This is a genomic window from Corynebacterium cystitidis, assembly GCF_900187295.1.
GTDB classification, from domain to species: Bacteria; Actinomycetota; Actinomycetes; order Mycobacteriales; family Mycobacteriaceae; genus Corynebacterium; species Corynebacterium cystitidis.
Genome location: NZ_LT906473.1, coordinates 72,391 through 88,815, shown reverse-complemented (window position 1 = coordinate 88,815; position 16,425 = coordinate 72,391). Strand labels below are relative to the sequence as shown.

Here is a 16,425-nt window from a genome sequence, read left to right as displayed (position 1 = left end):
AGAATAGATTAACTCCCTCGCCCATTTCCCAACTTCTGGCGTGCCATGATTCTGGTGGACAGTGAAACTCACTGATCTGGAAGGTGAGTGATCATGCCTCGTCAATATTCTTCAGCAGTTCCGTCAGCAATGTGTTGACGCTGTTGTTGTGTTAGGTAAGACCCGGGCTGAGGTCGCTGTCGAGTATGACATCGCTACCTCGACCTTGGGTCGCTGGGTCGCCCAACAGCAAGGCACCGCTGGTACCGGTTCAGGCAGTCATCGCCGTAAGGCTGACCCGAACTTGGATGACCCTGCCGAAATGACCAAACGTATCGCTGAGCTGGAACGAGAAAACGAGTTTTTAAAAAAGCAGCCGCCTTGCTTGCCAAGGAGCACTAACCCCGGACATCTATCCGGTGATCTACCACTTTGGGCAAACAAGGCGCCGTAAACCCAAGGTTTCCGGTGACCATGATGCCCAGACTGCTTGAGGTATGAAAAATTCGTCTGGTATTTCACTGCTGTTTCTGAGGAAGAAGCACTAGGCTAGTCCACATCGAACTAGCAGTGAAAGGAGTCTTCAATGAGAATACGATTTGCTTCGTCTCGTCCGACTACCACTGCGATAGTAAGCCTACTAGTTACAATAGTTACAGTCTTTGGGTTTATCGCTTCCGCATCGGAAGCGCAAGCCGAACCTTCAGAGAGTGTGGCTTTAACCGAAGAATCGGTTACCGCATTTCCAGACGAAAAGACCATCCAGTCCACTCTTGATGAGTATCTACTAATCGGGTTAGATGGTTCGAAAGGATTCGATACGAAACGAGCTGCGGAGAATAATGTAGACCCACGTATCGTTGAAATCGGAGAACAAGCTAATTACCTACTGGTCGACTATAATACCACTAAATCCGATAAGCAGTTACGAGATCTGAATCCGACTAACTATGGTAACTGGTGTGGTAAGAACAACTCTGGCCCTGGAGACCCAATTAATTCATTGGATCGGGCCTGTATGGGTCACGATCATTGCTTGAATATTAAACGTCCAGTCTGTGATTGCGATCGTGAATTTGTTAGAAAACTGCGAGAGATTAGAAATCACTACTCTGGATGGTCACGAACCTACCTTGAAGCGGCTATCGTGGCTGTACCTTTGTGGCATGGTTGCAAGGTCTAATAAAAGGATACGGAAATGGGAATTGACGACTCAGCACATCAAGACTTGTCATACCTAAGGTCCGCCCGTTTACTTGGGTGGGGCGCAATGGCTGTTGCCTTCGTCTCCAGTTATCTATTTTGGATTATCGGCAGACAGTGGTGGTGGCCTTCGGTGGTTATTACTAGTCTAGTGCTAGTCGCTATCTGTGTTCTGAATTGTTATTTGGCACATAAGGCAAGAAAGTATGACCTGTATATAGCAGCGTTTCTAACTGTACTATCACCGGTGATTATTATTACCATAGCATTTGGGTTCTTTTTCTCTGGTCCCCCGTCCTAGCGTAGGGCTTGATGTCACATTGAGCGCATGACCGGATGTATCTCAACCCGCCAGAAAAGAGGGTGTCAAGTTGTTTGTGTGTGGGGTTGATTTTATAGGTAGTTTTGGAAGCGGTCGGGGTAGGCTACGGACATTTGGTTGATGGCTTGTTTCCACCCTGCCACGCGTGCACCTTCTATGAGGCGTCCGGCTGTGGCAGCAACCTTTTTGCCTTCTTTGGCTCGTTTGGCGGCACGGCGATCTTCGATATTGCAGATCATCAACCACAGCGTCTTGACTGCGGATTCATCGTTAGTGAACTGCACCCTATTACGGGTGGCTTTACGTAGTTGATTGTTAAACGATTCAATCGAATTCGTCGTGTAGATCACCTTCCTCGCTGCTGGCGGGAACTGTAGAAACGGTATAAACCGATCCCACGCATCGCGCCACACTTTCACTGATTGCGGATATTTCTGCCCCAGCTCAGTTGCAGCAAAGTGTTCTAACGCTTGCGCTGCCTGGTCCTCATCAGCAGCGGTGTAGATCTGCTTTAAAGCCGCTGATACTGCTTTACGGTCCCCGTACGCAACCCACCGGTTGGCTGCCCTGATCAGGTGGACGATACAGGTTTGAACCATCGAGTTCGGCCAGGTCGCTTCGACTGCTTCTGGCAGGCCTTTCAACCCATCACAGCACACGATGAAAACGTCTTTAACACCCCGGTTAGCCAGGTGGGAACAGACCTGTGCCCAGAACGAGGCTCCTTCTTCTTTGGCAATCCAAATACCCAGGATGTGCTTAATACCGTCCATATCCACCCCGATAGCCAGATAAGCAGACTTGTTGACCACTCGCCCACCATCACGGACTTTGATACGCAGTGCATCGAGGAACACCACGGGGTAGAACTCATCTAGCTGGCGGCTTTGCCACTGCAGTACTTCGTCGAGCACTGCATCAGTAACCGCAGAGATCGTCTCATGCGACACATCGATCTTCAAGGCTGTGGCTAGGTGGTGTTGGATATCACGGATGGTCATCCCACCGGCATACAAACTAACGATCATGTCATCGACATCGGTCAGGCGACGTACTCCTTTAGGCACCATCGTCGGAACAAACGTCCCCTGCCGATCACGGGGCACATCAATGGTGACAGGCCCATAGTTAGAATCCACGGTCTTTGGATAGCTGCCATTGCGGTGGTTATCAGCCCGAGCAGCGTTTTTGGCTGCCCTGTCACCAGACTGATAGCCGAGGTGGACATCCATTTCCGCCTGCAATGCTGCCGATAGCGAGGCTTGCAGCATGCCCCTGACCAGTTCATTGGCATCCGTAGTAGAGGTTGCAAGCTCCTTGATGATTTTAGCTACCTCAGGATTGGCAAGCAGTTTCTCCTCAATAGCATCAATCCGAGCTTTATCCTCTGGATCACGTCGCGTCATAGTCGTCATTGTGGTTCATCTCCTCATGCAGGATCGGTATCCCACACACAAACCATCTGACACCATCCCAGAAAAAGCTGTGGTGTTATGTGTTGATGAGAAATCCTCGATCCAAGCATTAGACCGGACCCAACCATCCCTGCCGATGACACTGGGGCATGCAAAAACCATGACCCATGACTACAAACGCCATGGAACCTCCAGCTTGTTTGCTGCGTTGGATGTCGCTACCGGGAAAGTGATCAGCCAGATGTCCGCACGCCATCGCCACCAAGAATTTATGACCTTCTTAAAACGTATCGATGCAACAGTACCTGCCGATCTCGATGTCCATATCGTGTTAGATAACTACGCCACCCACAAACACTCTAATATCAAAGCCTGACTCGATACCCATCCCCGGTTCCAATTCCATTTCACCCCCACATCATCATCGTGGCTCAACCAGGTAGAACGCTTCTTCGGGATCTTGACGACCAAGGTCATCCGCAATCAAGCATTCACCTCAGTAAAACACTTAGAAACCACCATCCACGAATGGATCGACAAACGAAACACCAACCCACAACCATTCACATGGGTCGCCGACGCAGAATCCATCCTCAAAAAGATCGAACGCGGCCGCCGCACCCTCCACGACGTTATAAACAAACAACAACTAGACACTTAATTAAAGGACACTACACTAGGCATCAACCCAGAGAGAGTCGAGGCGTATGCCGCCACCGGCACACAACGGTGGTAGCTCAAGGGAACCAAAAACACTACGTGGCCGACTGTTATCAATCGCTTCCGAAATTCACACGCAGTGCATGTACAAGCACTATCCGCTACGACGGGTCCCATCCACATGCATCACTGCTGACCTGGATCATCACTCGTCTACAACGCCTCCGGATCTTCACTCCACCCCACACCAACCACAACCAAAACCACGATGAAAAATCCGGGCTAGCTAAGGACACCGCCACAGTATCGAGGTTCATCGCGCAGCACTCATGTTGCGCTAACGAGATGAGCGTGCGCGACTACCCAAATCACAAGCACCTATCCCAGAGAGAACTCCGCAACGACTTTGGAAAAGCACTTCAGCTGTAAGCGAGGGGCAGTCTTTTCTTATCACCGACAACGGGACGCCCGTCGGAAAGCTGGTCCCGCCAGATTCGGCCCGACCTACGCTGCCGATCACACGTCCCACGAAACGAGTCGGCGGTTGGTTAGAACTAGCTCCGCAGCCATGAGGGGCGACAAGCGAGTGTATGTCGACACCTCGCCGCTGCGGGACAGGTTCGACCGTGCAAGGTTGTAGGCTGGCGGGCTCCGTCTCTCGCCCGGATTCTGCCCCTTAAGCCGAAAAACGAAGACCTGGACTGTGCCAAGTTCGACGCCCGATTCGACGTCGGGTAGAAAACCCCAGTTCAAGCAGATCTTGGTACAGCTATAGATCTTGGGTAACACACTCGTCTTTCCCACGCTTCGGGCGCGGCCGGGCGTCGTAAAGCGCTCTTATTCTTCCCACAACTCCGGCGGGTAGGCCGGCGTATCCGAGGTCGGGGCCAACACCGCCATCGAGGATGCACGCGACATGCCACAAATCTGCAGCAAGTCAACGATGACAGAACGCGACTGCGCCAACACCACGTAGGCGCTGAGCACGCTGTCATCGTCCACAACATCCATGGAGACCTCCGACCCCAGCTTGCGCAGCTGGTTGACCAAGATCGGGATTTCGGTGGCCTGATTCAGCTTAGTGCCCACCTCGAACACATCCGACAGATCTAGCGTGTACTTCGCCAGCGCGTCGATGATCTCCAGCTGCCGCTCGCTAACACTGTCACCGTCCTGCACAAGGACCATTGCGCGCCGCACCAAAACGCGGACATTGCGCACCACGTTATCGGCAGGTGCTACGGTGCGCCCCATCGAGCGCACGTAACGACGAGCCCCCCACAGGAATGGGGATAATTGGGCCGACTCCGTGCCAGAGCGGGTGGCTTCCAGCATCTTGTCGATATCGTTTTGGGTGCCGCGGATGGCACGCAGCGCCCCCTCAATGAGTGAGGCATCTTTGTTGCGTAAGCCATCGGCGACGTCGTCAAGCACTGACGACGAAATACCCAGCAACTTGGACAATTCATGGCGCGCCGACGCCAACGGCGAAGACGGCAACAATGCAATGGTGAGCAACCCGATGGTCGAGCCGATAATGGCGTCGATGGTGCGGTCTACACCAGTAGTGGCGGCATCGGGGCTCATAATGGTAGCGATCAAAATCGAACCGATAGCCACCTGGTTGTTCACCAAAACAGAACTTGTCAAAAATGATGCGATGATCAGGCTAATGCCCACCGCCAACGCGATCTGCCAACCACCCGCACCTAAATTGGCAAACAGTAAATCACCCAGGAGCACTCCGACGACACACCCAAAGGACATGTCAAGGGCTCGCTTAATGCGGTCGCCGCCAGTAAAACCCAGCACGATAACAACAGAGATCGGAGCAAAAAACGGGAGGTGGTGGCCTACCACTTCACTGGCCACCCAAAACGCCAGGCCCGCCGCCAGCGCAGACTGCAAAATGGCGAAAAAGCGCTTCCGCACCCGCAGCGCCCGTGATTGCAGAGAGCCCTCAACCACCTTCAGGCGATCGAGCGTGCTCATGCGTTGTTTAGCCATCATCACTCCAGTGCTAGTTCATGCCCGTGCTAGTTCATGCCCGTGCTATTTCACCTCTGCATTGATCGTAGCCTTCGCCATGGCGATCTCTGGGGGCCGGGAAACCGAAAGCGTTAAACGATAAGGCGGGTGGCTCGGGTCGTCGTCAAGCTCAACGCGATCCCCCACCTTAAGCCCAGGAATACACAGGTCGGTGAAATCGATCTCCACATCCGCCGTCGCTTCGGGCCCAATCCACAAATCCGAGGAAAAATCGCTGGTTAGTGGGAAGATTTGGTCTACAAGTGTGCGTCTGGTGGGGACGTGCCCGCCAAGCGGATTGGTGAGGCAGGGCTCCATTTGCTCGGCGGAAGCCGCACGCGTTTCGGTGTCCCCCTCAGGGGTGGTCACGGTGGTTACCGCCCGCGATGCCTTACCCAGATCGCGCCATGTGCGGCCCTGCTCCTTCCATGCCGGCGGGGCTTCCACCTGGCTGGAATCGAATTGCAGCAGATACCCCCATGCCCCCGATATTCCCGGCTGGGCAAACTCCGTTGCCATGGACGCGCGGTAGGAGCACAAGCCGTTGGCGTTTTTCGCCCCGGTCATTTCCACTTTTTCATCAAGGGTGCGCAGGTCACGGTCAACCACGCGCCCTACCTCAATTGTTGCTTCAGCGTTGAAAGAATCCGCGCCGTGTTGCACGGTGGCAGGAATAGACAAGGTGATCTCACTGGGGGCGTCATAGGCCATGCGTTGGAACGGGAAACCAAATTCACGGAAATGCGGGTGGTTCTGATTCGTGCGCACAATTCCTTGATCTGGGTCCCACGCCTGGCCAAACAACGCAACCCAGCAACCGGGTGTGCGCCCCGGCACAACCTGCACGCTGTTGACTTCGCCACCGGTCCAACTCACGTCGTCGGCGGTGGGGTCGCGGTCAAAGGGAACATCTGGATCTTCACACACCACCAACGTGGTCCAGGTTTGAGCTGTCCAATCGCCCGCGTCGTGGACATGCATACCTGGGGTGAACGTGAACTCGTAGGAGGTTTTCTGCCCCGGCTTCACAGGCCCTCTAATGGTAGTTTCCGCTTGGGGTTTGAGTTTGTCCATCTCCTCGTCGCCGACTTTATTCCAGCCAGGAACGACTTTTTGTTGGTAGGGCTGCGCACCGGACGACGGCAGGGCGACAACCGCAGCAGCAATCACGCACGTGGCCGCCAACGCTTTACGACGAAACATGCGCCCCACTGTAGTAGTAAAAGAAAACGTTCGAGATATTTTTGCCGAAACCGCCCGCGAAAGGCGGCGGTAAGCAGGGTGCGGCGCAATCTCGAACGTCGTTCTGTGCTACTTTTTCAACTTACTTAGAAACTGATTTACCTGCAGAGTTTAGGTCATTGCATGCCTCAATGATCCGCTCGGACATGGACTGCTCAGCCTTCTTCATATAAGAACGTGGGTCGTAGACTTTCTTGTTGCCCACCTCACCGTCGATCTTTAAAACACCGTCGTAGTTCTCAAACATGTGGGACACAATTGGGCGGGTGAACGCGTACTGGGTGTCAGTATCCACGTTCATCTTGATGGTGCCATAGGACAGTGCTTCGTCGATCTTCTCCTTCTCGGAGCCGGAGCCACCGTGGAACACAAAATCGAATGGCTGGGCCCCCGCTTCAAGACCTAGCTTCTCCACCGCGGTTTCTTGGCCCATCTTTAGCACCTCTGGCTTCAGCTTCACATTGCCTGGCTTGTACACGCCGTGAACATTGCCGAAGGTTGCTGCCAACAAGTAACGTCCGTCCTCGCCGGTACCAATCGCGTCGATGGTCTTTTCGAAGTCTTCCTTGGTGGTGTACAGGTTAGCGCCGGCCTTTGCCTCCACACCGTCTTCTTCACCACCAACAACACCGATCTCGATCTCGAGGATGATGTTGGCTTTGCGTGCCTTCTCCAGCAGCTCCTGAGCAATCTCGAGGTTTTCTTCGATTGGAATAGCGGAGCCGTCCCACATGTGGGACTGGAACAGGGGAAGCTCGCCGCGGTCAACGCGCTCCTGCGAAATCTGGATCAGAGGGCGGACGTACTCGTCCAGAACTTCCTTCTGGCAGTGGTCGGTGTGCAGAGCCACGTTAATGCCGTAATGCTTCGCAGCCTCGTGTGCGAAAGCAGCCAGTGCCTGAGCACCTGCAACCTTGTTCTTCACAGCCAGGCCGGAACCGAACTCGGCACCACCGGTGGAGAACTGGATGATGCCGTCAGACTCCGCTTCAGCGAAGCCCTTCAGTGCAGCGTTGATGGTCTCAGACGAGGTGCAGTTGATGGCTGGGAAGGCGTAGCCGCCTGCCTTAGCCTTGTCGAGCATTTCGTTGTAGACCTCGGGAGTTGCGATAGGCATATGCTTTGATTTCCTCCATTGTCGCGAAATTGGGATACACCACCAGTATGCCCCTTTTTCCCTCCGCGTGCCTAGCAATGCGCAAAGTAGTGCGCCAGCCCGCACACCGCGGTGCGCCGGCCTACTTCTGGCCCTCCACACGGGCAGCAGCCTCAAGCAACATCCAGCCTGATAGCTGCACAGACAAGTCACGCTCGTCGATACGCACCAACCCCATCGCCTCGCTCACAGTAGACGGGCCCATGCCATAGTTGTGGGGCAAGCGAGCATCTGTGGTCCAGTCTGAGGAAAAGATGGGCAGCCCGTCGATCTCAAGGCGGTGGTTCCACACTGATTCCGCGCTGGCCAGCACTAAACGACGAGCCACCTTTCGAGTCGCAATATTCGCCGGCGAGTCTTCAGGCAGGCGCACAGCAACATCAGCCAAATAGCGGGCCAAAATCCCCTTGAACAGGCCACCGTCACCGTCTCCCCCACCCAATATCACAGACTTCGGCGACGCCATGTGCAGCGCAATCGACTGCACCAACGAGCGAATGTGGGTGACATACTCCATGAATTCACTGGCTTCCTCAGCAGCATCGTAGGAGTCGATGGCCTCATCGTCGTCAAGCCCTGCCGCCTTGCGCAAAGCCAGCACAATCTCCAGCGACGCGCCCAACAGCACCCCCTGGTTGTAGGTGTACTGCGTTTCGACGATTTCGGGGCCATGCATGCGCATACGCACACCATCCATCACCAAACCGTTGTCGGCGATGAGATTGGCATAGATCCAGTCGACGATCTCGCGTGCCTGATCCAACCGGCCAGTACGCGCCATCATGATCGCCGACGGACCATTCGACGGCACGTTATAAAACGTCTCGCCACTGCGCCACGGAAGCACACCAGTAATCGAATCAATGCCCGCCAACAGGTTAAATTCCAGCTCATCGAGCTGCTTTTCCCGCTTAAACTTATCCAGATCTGCCACCCGGTCCATCGCTAACGCCAGCCACGCCTTGTCATCGTAGTAGCGATTGCTTTGCAGCTTGCCCAAGTTACGGATCTTGATGCCGCGGATCGTGGACGCGATGCGCTTGCGGCGAGTTTTCGTATCGCGGCGCAACGAGGCATCCACCTGACAATCCAAGTAATGGGCCTGCCACCAGTAATGCCAATGAATGAACAACCGCTCCTTATTAGTGGGAGGCCAGCTGACCATCGCCAGATTGGTGCCTGGAATCCGCCACAAACGCGTGGCATGGCGCTCAGTAATAGCGGCTTCAGCTAGATCGGCGCGGTGCGCCCAAGTCTCTGGCACAGTTCTCCTACTTAGTGTTCTTTCTCTCGTCGGCTCACAGCCATGAGTTATTCAAGTCCGCATGCTGACGAATCCACGTGTGCATCGCGATGCCCGCAGCCACGCCAGCGTTGATCGAACGCGTCGACCCAAACTGGGCAATCGAGCACGTCATGATCGCCGCACCCTGGGTCTCAGCAGTCACACCCGGACCTTCCTGACCGAATACAAGCATACATTTCTCCGGCAGTGACACAGTTTCTAGAGGAATACTGCCGGGCGTGTTGTCAATCGCCACGATCGGCAGATCACGCTGCGCACACCACTGAACCAGCGCATCAATATCTGTGTGATGGGCTAAGTGCTGATACCGGTCCGTCACCATCGCACCCCGACGATTCCACCGCCGCCTACCCACAATATGCACCGTATCCACCGCAAACGCATTGGCCGTGCGCACCACCGTGCCAATATTCGCGTCGTTTTCAAAGTTCTCGATCGCGATGTGCAACGGGTGGCGGCGCCGATCAATATCGGCCACAATCGCCTCACGCGACCAGTAGCGGTAAGCATCCACCACATTCCGAGTATCCCCGTCAGCCAAGAGTTGTTCGTCGTAACGCGAATCCTGCGGCCACTCACCTTCCCATGGACCTACACCATGCCTACCTTCTCCCCATTCGGTAGGGCCGGGGTGCTCGTCGTTACGCAAGGCCTAAATCCTCAAGTCCAAGCACGTAGCGGTACTCCAGGCCCGCCTCGGCCAGCACCGAGCCAGCACCTGTCGCGCGATCCACCACCGTGGCCACAGCCACAACCTCGGCCCCTTCCGCACGCACAGCCTCCACCGCAGTCAACGGCGAATTGCCCGTAGTCGTTGTATCTTCCACAACCAGAACACGCTTGCCGACGATCGACGGGCCCTCAATGCGACGCTGCATCCCGTGCTTCTTCGTCTCCTTGCGCACCACAAAAGCATTAATATCACGGCCGGGGGCGTGCATCACAGCCGTAGCAACCGGATCTGCACCAAGCGTCAGCCCACCCACAGCCACATAATCTAAGTCAGCAGTAAGCTCACGCAACAGCAAACCAATCAGACGCGATGCCTCATGATGCAAAGTCGCGCGGCGCAAATCAACGTAATAATCCGCCTCTTTGCCCGACGACAACGTGACCTTCCCATGGACCACCGCTAACTCCTTGACCAGCTGCGCTAGCTGCCCCTTAGCCTTGGAATCTATTGTGTGTGCAGCGGGTGAATCTGCATGTGTGCCTGCATGTGTGTGAGCCATGTGCCTCATCCTAGTCGCTTACTGCTCGTGGCCTGTTTGCTCGTGGCCTGTTTGCTCGTGGCCTGTTTGCTCGTGGCCTGAGCCCTGCGTCTCATCATCGAAAATGCTGGGCGGCTTCTTCTCGCGTGCCACACGCGTTCCATCATTCACCGTGGTCTGCTCACGTCCGTCGGCGATGGCTTCCACCTCATCGCCACCGATCGCGTGTGGAACCATCACGCCACGCACTGTCCCTGTCGTGCGGGTGGGCATCTCCAACGGCTCCTCGGGGCGCACCACATTCGGGAGCACATCTGCCTCTTGCTCCGGCTGAGGCTCCGTCCGGATCGACACCGGCTCACCCATCTCGCGGGTGGGATGATCAAACTCCAGGATCTGCCACGTCTGTGGCGGAAGCACCCGCGCCGCATCCGCAAGCAGGCCCAAAGGTGCCAGCATCTCGTCCCAATCCTCGGGGCGGAGCCGCGCTGCGTTTGCGCCAGCACCCAATCTGATTCGAACCACACCGCGCTGACCACCTCAGGCAGGTTCTCCAGCGCCGTAATCACCCGGTCGTCGATCATGCGTTCCGCTGGCCCCACCTCCGTGGCATACACCGTGAAGCCCTCAATGTGCATCACCTGAAGCAAGTCATGAGACGGACTGGTATGGAAACCATCGCGACGCATATCGACGACCACATCACTGGCAACACCCGTCCGCATGGCCATGGTGTTCACCCCACCCAAGTCCATCAACAGCATCTCATGGCCGTACACAAACCCGTGGACGATGTCCTTCGGTGCCGCCCCCGTCGCAGCCGCACCACGTGACCACTCATCAATCAAGTACTCGTCAGTGCGGCGGAATTCGAACTCTCGCTGTTCCGCCCAACCGCGACGCTCCCGACGCGTCGATCCCGGAAGCTGCAGACCAGACCGGCGCATCGGCCGCGGCGTTGGCTTTGGATGTGGAGCTGAAGTTGGTTCCGGCTCGCGCACCGGTTCCGGATCCGGTTCTGATTCTGGTTCCGGGTCCGGTTCGCGCTCTGGTGCCGGAGCAAGTTCGGGTTCCGGGTCGTGCTCGTCGACCAGTTCCGGCTCGTGTTCATTGTCGAGCTGTGAATCAGCGTGGTGCACGTCGTCACGCTTCAGAATCTCGTTCTCTACCTGCGGAAACTCCTGGGATGGAGTGGGGCCAAGGGCTTCTGCGTGCGGAGCAGCAGTCTGAGAGATCTGCTCGGCGTTCTTCTTGCCTAGGTACAACAAAACGCCCGCTCCGATCAGAGCGAGCACTGCAATAATAAGCGCTACGTATGCCATCGGAAGTGATTTTAGCGCTTCACGAGGTCCACGGCACTTTTCATGGCCGACTTCCGGCGTGTTCGGCCCTGTTACCGCCCGGCGATCGTCACTTTGGCGTAATTTCGCCGAGGGTGGACCGAAAAATCAGCCAATGCGATCCCGAATGCTATGGATGCGGGCCGCCTAGATGTTGCGGGCCACCTTGTTGTTCACGTTGCCAGCCCACTGTGACCAGCCCTCAACGTAGTGTGTGATGATGGGCAGCCCGGCGTGCGCCATCACTGCCAGCAAAGACGAGGAGTGGTTGCCCGAGCCGGAGTAGGTGATCACGGAAGCCGGGTCGGTATTCTGTGTGATCCCCACCTGGGCAAACCTGTCACGAATTTCGTCTTCAGACCTCACGCGCATCTTGTCATCAAACAGATCTGGCATCGGAATGTTCACAGCCCCGGGAATGTGGCCAGACTTCAGGTCTAGGATTTCGCGGCGGCCAGCGAAACGGGACTCGTTGCGTGCATCAATCAGGAGGCCTTCGAACTTGCGGACCTCGTCCATTGTGGCGGTAGGCAGCGAGTTCGGCTCAACCTCCATATCAGAACCCACAACTATATTGCCTGGGCCCGCAATGGTGTCGTAGCCTTTCCGGTCCCATTCGCGCAGTCCACCGTCGAGAATGCGCACATCCTCCACGCCTGCCCAGCGCAGCGTCCACCAGGCGCGGGAGGCGTAAACATTGTTGCCTTCGTCGTAAACCACAATGGGGCGGTCCTTTTCTAGGCCCCACTCGCGGAACGATACTTCGAGGTGTTCTACAGGCGGCATGGGGTTGCGGCCTGCTTCCGATCCCGGCAGCCCTGCCAGGGAATAGGCAACATGGCAAAAGACAGAAGTAGGGATGTGGTGCGACTGGAATTTTGCTGCGGCGCCACCTTCGTACGGGCTCCACAGTGAAGCCATGATGGTTAGCTTCTTGCCGTTTCGGATGTAGTCATTGAGAGTGTCTGCTGAGATGAAGACGTTCATAGACCCGAGTGTAAGCGGTTTAAGCCGTTCCCGCCGTATACCCGGGAGCTACTTGGATCACGACATCGTCGACAAGCGATTTAAGCCACTCCGCAATCCCCTCGTACGGGCAATCCGCGCCGATCGACGCTGCCAGCCGAACGCGAGTAAGGTGCCAGCATCTCGCCGACAGCCAGTGTGGTGCCCACAAACGGCGCACTAGCCACAATAAAGTGGCCCCCGCCGAGGGCATGAGCTTCCAGCTCTTCATTATTGATTCCGGGGATTGGGACCCGGGTGACAATCGTTGTTGGAGGCGACAGGGGCGGCCGTGACCGTAGTGACTATCCCTAGCAATTTTCATCTACAATTCTCCAGCAGAGAAGTTCGTTTGAAAAAGAGGAACATGCCACGTGTTTAAGTTGAGAAAATTGTCGGTAGTTGCCCTGTCTGGTGTGCTGGTGCTCCATCATCCTTTCGTCGCCGAGGCTCAAGAAGTTGGCGGTGGCCCTGTCACTTATGTATTACCAGACGGCTACCTCACCAGCTCACACCCGTCAAGCCCGGTCGGAGCTACTTACGCCGCTTTTAACGGTATGTTAGGGCAGATCAATGCTACGGCTAATGCCATTCGCAATATCCCACACGCAATTGATAGCTTTGTTGTTCAAGCGAACCACGGTAGTTCTCAGGCTGTTGCCGCTGCAAACCAGGCTGCGTCGAACGCGGCTAATGCGGTTCAATCTTCGATTGACAATGCGTTGAATACCGCCCAAAATCTTTCTCGATAATCTGGTTGAGCGAGTTGAGCGGGAATGCGTAGGCCCGCCTAGTTGAAAAAGAATTGGATTAACGCGGAAGCGCCAATTGTTCCGGCAAGGGCAATTGCCCCCAGGATTGCTGACCCCAGTAGGATCCGGGGCGAACGAATCTTCATTGCGGGTGCACTCTGCCCGAACCGGATAGCTTTGTCGAGCAAACTCATGCGAAGTTTCTGCGATTGAAGTGCGGAACGGTGATCCTTTTTCGGCGGGCGGGTTGTGCTCACGGCGGGGCTGTCCCCGCTTTGACCTGCCGACTCTGGCGCTTTATCCATGTGAATACTCCACTGTTATCTAAGTGTTATCAACGTAGGTCGACGTATAGCTGGCCGGGCCCAATAGGAACACTGATTCTATCGGGAATGCTGGGAAGCTGGGGGCCCGGATTGGGTGGTGGAGGCGGAGGTGGGGGAGGCGGAGGTGGCTGCCGCTCAATGATGGTGACTCTCTCCGGCGGAGGTGGTGCATCTTCCTGATCCCCTCCAGACGCCTCGGGCGCCGGTATCGGACTAGGTTCTGGGGTTGGCACCTCAGCCGGTGATTCCTCTGGTGTTTCAGATTCGGATTCTGGCGGTGGCGGGAAATAATGAGCGGGTAACTCTGGTAGCTGTCCAAGTGGAGGAACTTGTTGGGCTATGTCTTCCTGTTTGGCGCTGCCTGGAGCACCGCACGCTGCGGTTGATACTGCGGTTGATACTGTACCTGCGACTAGTAAAGCTGCGAAAACAGAGCGGTTCATCGCGAATACTCCTTCGCTACAGCATGGATTTCTTTCACTGTTTCTGGATCATCAACAATAGCAGTAATACCTCGATCCCATCCGTCTGGTGTGGTGAGGTCACCTCCTTGACACACGATGATTGCCGTTGTCAATGCCGCATCATCAATGTCATCGGGATTTGCTGGCTGATCTGCTTCGGTGCTGGTGGCGTATTGTTCCCAGCGCGAGGGCATGATTTGGAACGGGCCTACAGGCACATCACGGTTGGTAGTTCCGTCAATTTGTCCACCGTCTGTGTCTTCAACCATCTCATTGGGTTTGAGGGCGGTACCGAGACCGCGAAGCTCAGTAGTAGTTGTCCCGTCTTCGTTAAGTGTTGTTCCTTGAGCTTGGCCGTGGTCTGAAAGAACGGTTCCTAGGGCCGCTATTGTCGGCCAGCCAACTTCGCAGCCGGAGTCTTCGCGCACTTTCCATGCAGCAAAGGCGTAGGCCCGCAAGGCGCGTTCGGGAATGTCATAAGGTTCTGACCGATCCGCAGCCCATGAAGAAAACTGATCCACTTGCTGATGGGTTTCCGGTTCTGGCGCTTCCACTCGGGCGGAACAACCTGTGAGGAGTAAAGCGCCCACCACGGCAACACTCAGGTGTTGTAACTTCTTCATTGCTCATGCCTTCGCTAGCGGTTTGGCCCAGAAAAGTCTTGCGCGATGGTCGCTGCTAATTCCCGATAAGCTTTAAGGGTGGGTGTCGCTAAGAGGTCTAAATCAATGCTGCCACCTTCGGACAGATGTGGGTCGAAAGGAATGGTGTGGACGGCACGTGTTCGTGAGCGGAAGTGTTCGACAAGCTGCTCGAAGTCTACGGAAGACTGCTGTGGCGAGGATGAGGAGACGACGACTACCGCGTTGGCCGCTAATTGTTCGTACCCGTGCAGGTTGAGCCAGTCCAACGTTGCTGCAGCTGATTGCGCGCCGTCGAGCGCTGGGGAGGTGACCAAAACGAGCATATTGGAAAGCTCGAGAACACCGTTCATTGCCGAATGCATGAGACCGGTGCCACAGTCGGTCAGGATAATGTTGTAGTGGTATTGCAGAATCTCAATGGCGCGCCGGTAGTCATAGTCGCTAAAGGTTTCCGACACTGCCGGGTCACGTTCTGAACCGATCACTTCTAGGCGTGAGTTTGCCTGTGTGGTGTAGTTACGCACCAGTGGGTACCGTGACGTGTCAGTGGCGGCGAGGAGCTCACGGATAGTAGGGGCACCGTCAGCAGATACGCGTTGCGCGAGCGTGCCAAGGTCAGGGTTTGCATCTATCGCGATGACTCGGTCTCCCCTGGCTTCCGCGAACACTCCGCCGAGGGTGACAGTGGTCGTTGTTTTACCCACACCACCCTTTAAAGACATGACAGCGATTCTGTAGTCGCCCTGCAGGGGCGTTCGAATCTTTTCGAGTAGTGCGTTTTCTTCTTTTTCCCTTTTCGACGACCCTAAATTGATTGCGCCGAACGTGAGAGTGTACAGCACCTTTCTCCAGCCCCTCTGCGGGGCAGGCTTGACGGTGTTGACAAGATTCGATTGGTCGAGCGCGGCCGGAGGGCTAAGTTCATAGGTTTCTTCATCGCCTGCAGGGTTCCATTGCCTTTTGCGGTGAGCACCACCCCCGGTTCCACGGCGAGATGCTTGTCGACGACTCCCCGTTTCACTCTCGGCTGGTGCGGCGGTGTGGTTCTGCCAGGTTTTGCCACTTGTGGTGTGTTCTTTTTGCTGAGTGCTGGTGGTTACCTCAGGTTCGCGTGGCAAATCTGCGCTACTCACTGGCGTATCTACATCCGGAGTTCCTGTTTCGATATCTTGGGTGGGCGCTTCCGGAGCTTCCTGCGCTTCCGGAGCTTCCTGCGGAACAACAGAAGCCTCCGCCGGTTCTACTGCGCGTGGGGGTTCTTCTTCGCGCGCGGGCGCGGCCTGCGCAGGCTGATCGCTAGCGGTATCTACTTTTAGCCAGGCTGGAATTTCTCCGGCTCCATCATTCATGTGCGTCATTATGTAGATCCTGT

At 55.8% G+C, this 16,425-nt stretch carries 15 protein-coding genes and 1 pseudogene; 4 read left to right on the top strand and 12 right to left on the bottom strand.

The features are described from left to right. The first annotated feature begins 148 nt into the window (after positions 1 to 148). Together CKV99_RS00450 and CKV99_RS14145 are read left to right on the top strand one after the other, a co-directional pair. Positions 149 to 433, top strand: coding sequence for a transposase (locus CKV99_RS00450; RefSeq protein WP_157728311.1), 285 nt, complete (start codon positions 149 to 151; stop codon positions 431 to 433). A gap of 258 nt (positions 434 to 691) precedes the next feature. Continuing rightward, positions 692 to 1,162 (top strand): hypothetical protein, encoded by a 471-nt coding sequence (locus CKV99_RS14145; protein WP_143063456.1) that lies wholly within the window; start codon positions 692 to 694, stop codon positions 1,160 to 1,162. Between the two features lie 413 nt (positions 1,163 to 1,575). On the opposite strand, the gene CKV99_RS00440 is transcribed toward CKV99_RS14145, so the two are convergent. Then, positions 1,576 to 2,910, bottom strand: a complete 1,335-nt coding sequence (locus tag CKV99_RS00440; RefSeq protein WP_197697175.1) for an IS256 family transposase — start codon at positions 2,908 to 2,910, stop codon at positions 1,576 to 1,578. 67 nt (positions 2,911 to 2,977) lie between these two features. Here CKV99_RS00440 and CKV99_RS14615 point away from each other — a divergent pair. After that, positions 2,978 to 3,580, top strand: a pseudogene (locus CKV99_RS14615) (IS630 family transposase); the annotation flags it as partial. Between the two features lie 836 nt (positions 3,581 to 4,416). On the opposite strand, the gene CKV99_RS00420 reads toward CKV99_RS14615, so the two are convergent. The 9 genes from CKV99_RS00420 to CKV99_RS00380 form a co-directional block, all read right to left on the bottom strand. Then, positions 4,417 to 5,586 (bottom strand): FUSC family protein, encoded by a 1,170-nt coding sequence (locus CKV99_RS00420; protein ID WP_092260997.1) that lies wholly within the window; start codon positions 5,584 to 5,586, stop codon positions 4,417 to 4,419. Positions 5,587 to 5,631: 45 nt separating this feature from the next. Further along, positions 5,632 to 6,810, bottom strand: coding sequence for a hypothetical protein (locus CKV99_RS00415; protein WP_092260995.1), 1,179 nt, complete (start codon positions 6,808 to 6,810; stop codon positions 5,632 to 5,634). 121 nt (positions 6,811 to 6,931) lie between these two features. Continuing rightward, entirely contained in the window at positions 6,932 to 7,966 is a 1,035-nt protein-coding gene (gene fbaA / locus CKV99_RS00410; protein WP_092260993.1) for a class II fructose-bisphosphate aldolase, read from the bottom strand. A gap of 121 nt (positions 7,967 to 8,087) precedes the next feature. Further along, positions 8,088 to 9,269, bottom strand: coding sequence for a glycoside hydrolase family 76 protein (locus CKV99_RS00405; RefSeq protein ID WP_092260991.1), 1,182 nt, complete (start codon positions 9,267 to 9,269; stop codon positions 8,088 to 8,090). A gap of 34 nt (positions 9,270 to 9,303) precedes the next feature. Continuing rightward, a complete protein-coding gene (locus tag CKV99_RS00400) occupies positions 9,304 to 9,960 on the bottom strand; it encodes a TrmH family RNA methyltransferase (protein ID WP_092260989.1) in 657 nt (218 codons plus the stop codon). Then, positions 9,953 to 10,543 carry an orotate phosphoribosyltransferase gene (gene pyrE / locus CKV99_RS00395; RefSeq protein WP_092260987.1) on the bottom strand — a complete coding sequence of 197 codons (591 nt, stop codon included), beginning with the start codon at positions 10,541 to 10,543 and terminating at the stop codon, positions 9,953 to 9,955. Before pyrE ends, CKV99_RS00400 begins: the two co-directional genes overlap by 8 nt. 18 nt (positions 10,544 to 10,561) lie before the next feature. Next, entirely contained in the window at positions 10,562 to 10,762 is a 201-nt protein-coding gene (locus CKV99_RS14140; protein ID WP_157728307.1) for a hypothetical protein, read from the bottom strand. Further along, the gene (locus tag CKV99_RS14135; protein ID WP_157728305.1) at positions 10,759 to 11,844 is read right to left on the bottom strand and encodes a hypothetical protein; all 1,086 of its coding nucleotides are present in this window, start codon (positions 11,842 to 11,844) and stop codon (positions 10,759 to 10,761) included. Before CKV99_RS14135 ends, CKV99_RS14140 begins: the two co-directional genes overlap by 4 nt. Before the next feature lie 165 nt (positions 11,845 to 12,009). Beyond that, a complete protein-coding gene (locus tag CKV99_RS00380; RefSeq protein WP_092260983.1) occupies positions 12,010 to 12,849 on the bottom strand; it encodes a sulfurtransferase in 840 nt (279 codons plus the stop codon). A gap of 392 nt (positions 12,850 to 13,241) precedes the next feature. On the opposite strand from CKV99_RS00380, the gene CKV99_RS00370 reads away from it, so the two are divergent. Continuing rightward, a complete protein-coding gene (locus tag CKV99_RS00370) occupies positions 13,242 to 13,619 on the top strand; it encodes a hypothetical protein (protein WP_092260982.1) in 378 nt (125 codons plus the stop codon). A 765-nt stretch (positions 13,620 to 14,384) separates the two neighbouring features. Here the strand turns inward: CKV99_RS00370 and CKV99_RS00360 are convergent. Both CKV99_RS00360 and CKV99_RS00355 read right to left on the bottom strand, forming a co-directional pair. Continuing rightward, entirely contained in the window at positions 14,385 to 15,032 is a 648-nt protein-coding gene (locus tag CKV99_RS00360) for a hypothetical protein (RefSeq protein WP_231910117.1), read from the bottom strand. A 14-nt stretch (positions 15,033 to 15,046) separates the two neighbouring features. Beyond that, positions 15,047 to 16,411: an AAA family ATPase gene (locus CKV99_RS00355; RefSeq protein WP_231910116.1), complete on the bottom strand. Its 1,365-nt coding sequence runs from the start codon at positions 16,409 to 16,411 to the stop codon at positions 15,047 to 15,049. Between the last annotated feature and the right edge of the window lie 14 nt (positions 16,412 to 16,425).

Coding starts and splice junctions, on each gene's coding strand:
- CKV99_RS00440 (WP_197697175.1), bottom strand. CDS start 2,910: ATGACGCGACGTGATCCAGAGGATAAAGCTCGGATTGATGCTATTGAG.
- CKV99_RS00420 (WP_092260997.1), bottom strand. CDS start 5,586: ATGGCTAAACAACGCATGAGCACGCTCGATCGCCTGAAGGTGGTTGAG.
- CKV99_RS00415 (WP_092260995.1), bottom strand. CDS start 6,810: ATGTTTCGTCGTAAAGCGTTGGCGGCCACGTGCGTGATTGCTGCTGCG.
- fbaA (WP_092260993.1), bottom strand. CDS start 7,966: ATGCCTATCGCAACTCCCGAGGTCTACAACGAAATGCTCGACAAGGCT.
- pyrE (WP_092260987.1), bottom strand. CDS start 10,543: ATGGCTCACACACATGCAGGCACACATGCAGATTCACCCGCTGCACAC.
- CKV99_RS14135 (WP_157728305.1), bottom strand. CDS start 11,844: ATGGCATACGTAGCGCTTATTATTGCAGTGCTCGCTCTGATCGGAGCG.
- CKV99_RS00380 (WP_092260983.1), bottom strand. CDS start 12,849: ATGAACGTCTTCATCTCAGCAGACACTCTCAATGACTACATCCGAAAC.
- CKV99_RS00360 (WP_231910117.1), bottom strand. CDS start 15,032: ATGAAGAAGTTACAACACCTGAGTGTTGCCGTGGTGGGCGCTTTACTC.
- CKV99_RS00355 (WP_231910116.1), bottom strand. CDS start 16,411: ATGACGCACATGAATGATGGAGCCGGAGAAATTCCAGCCTGGCTAAAA.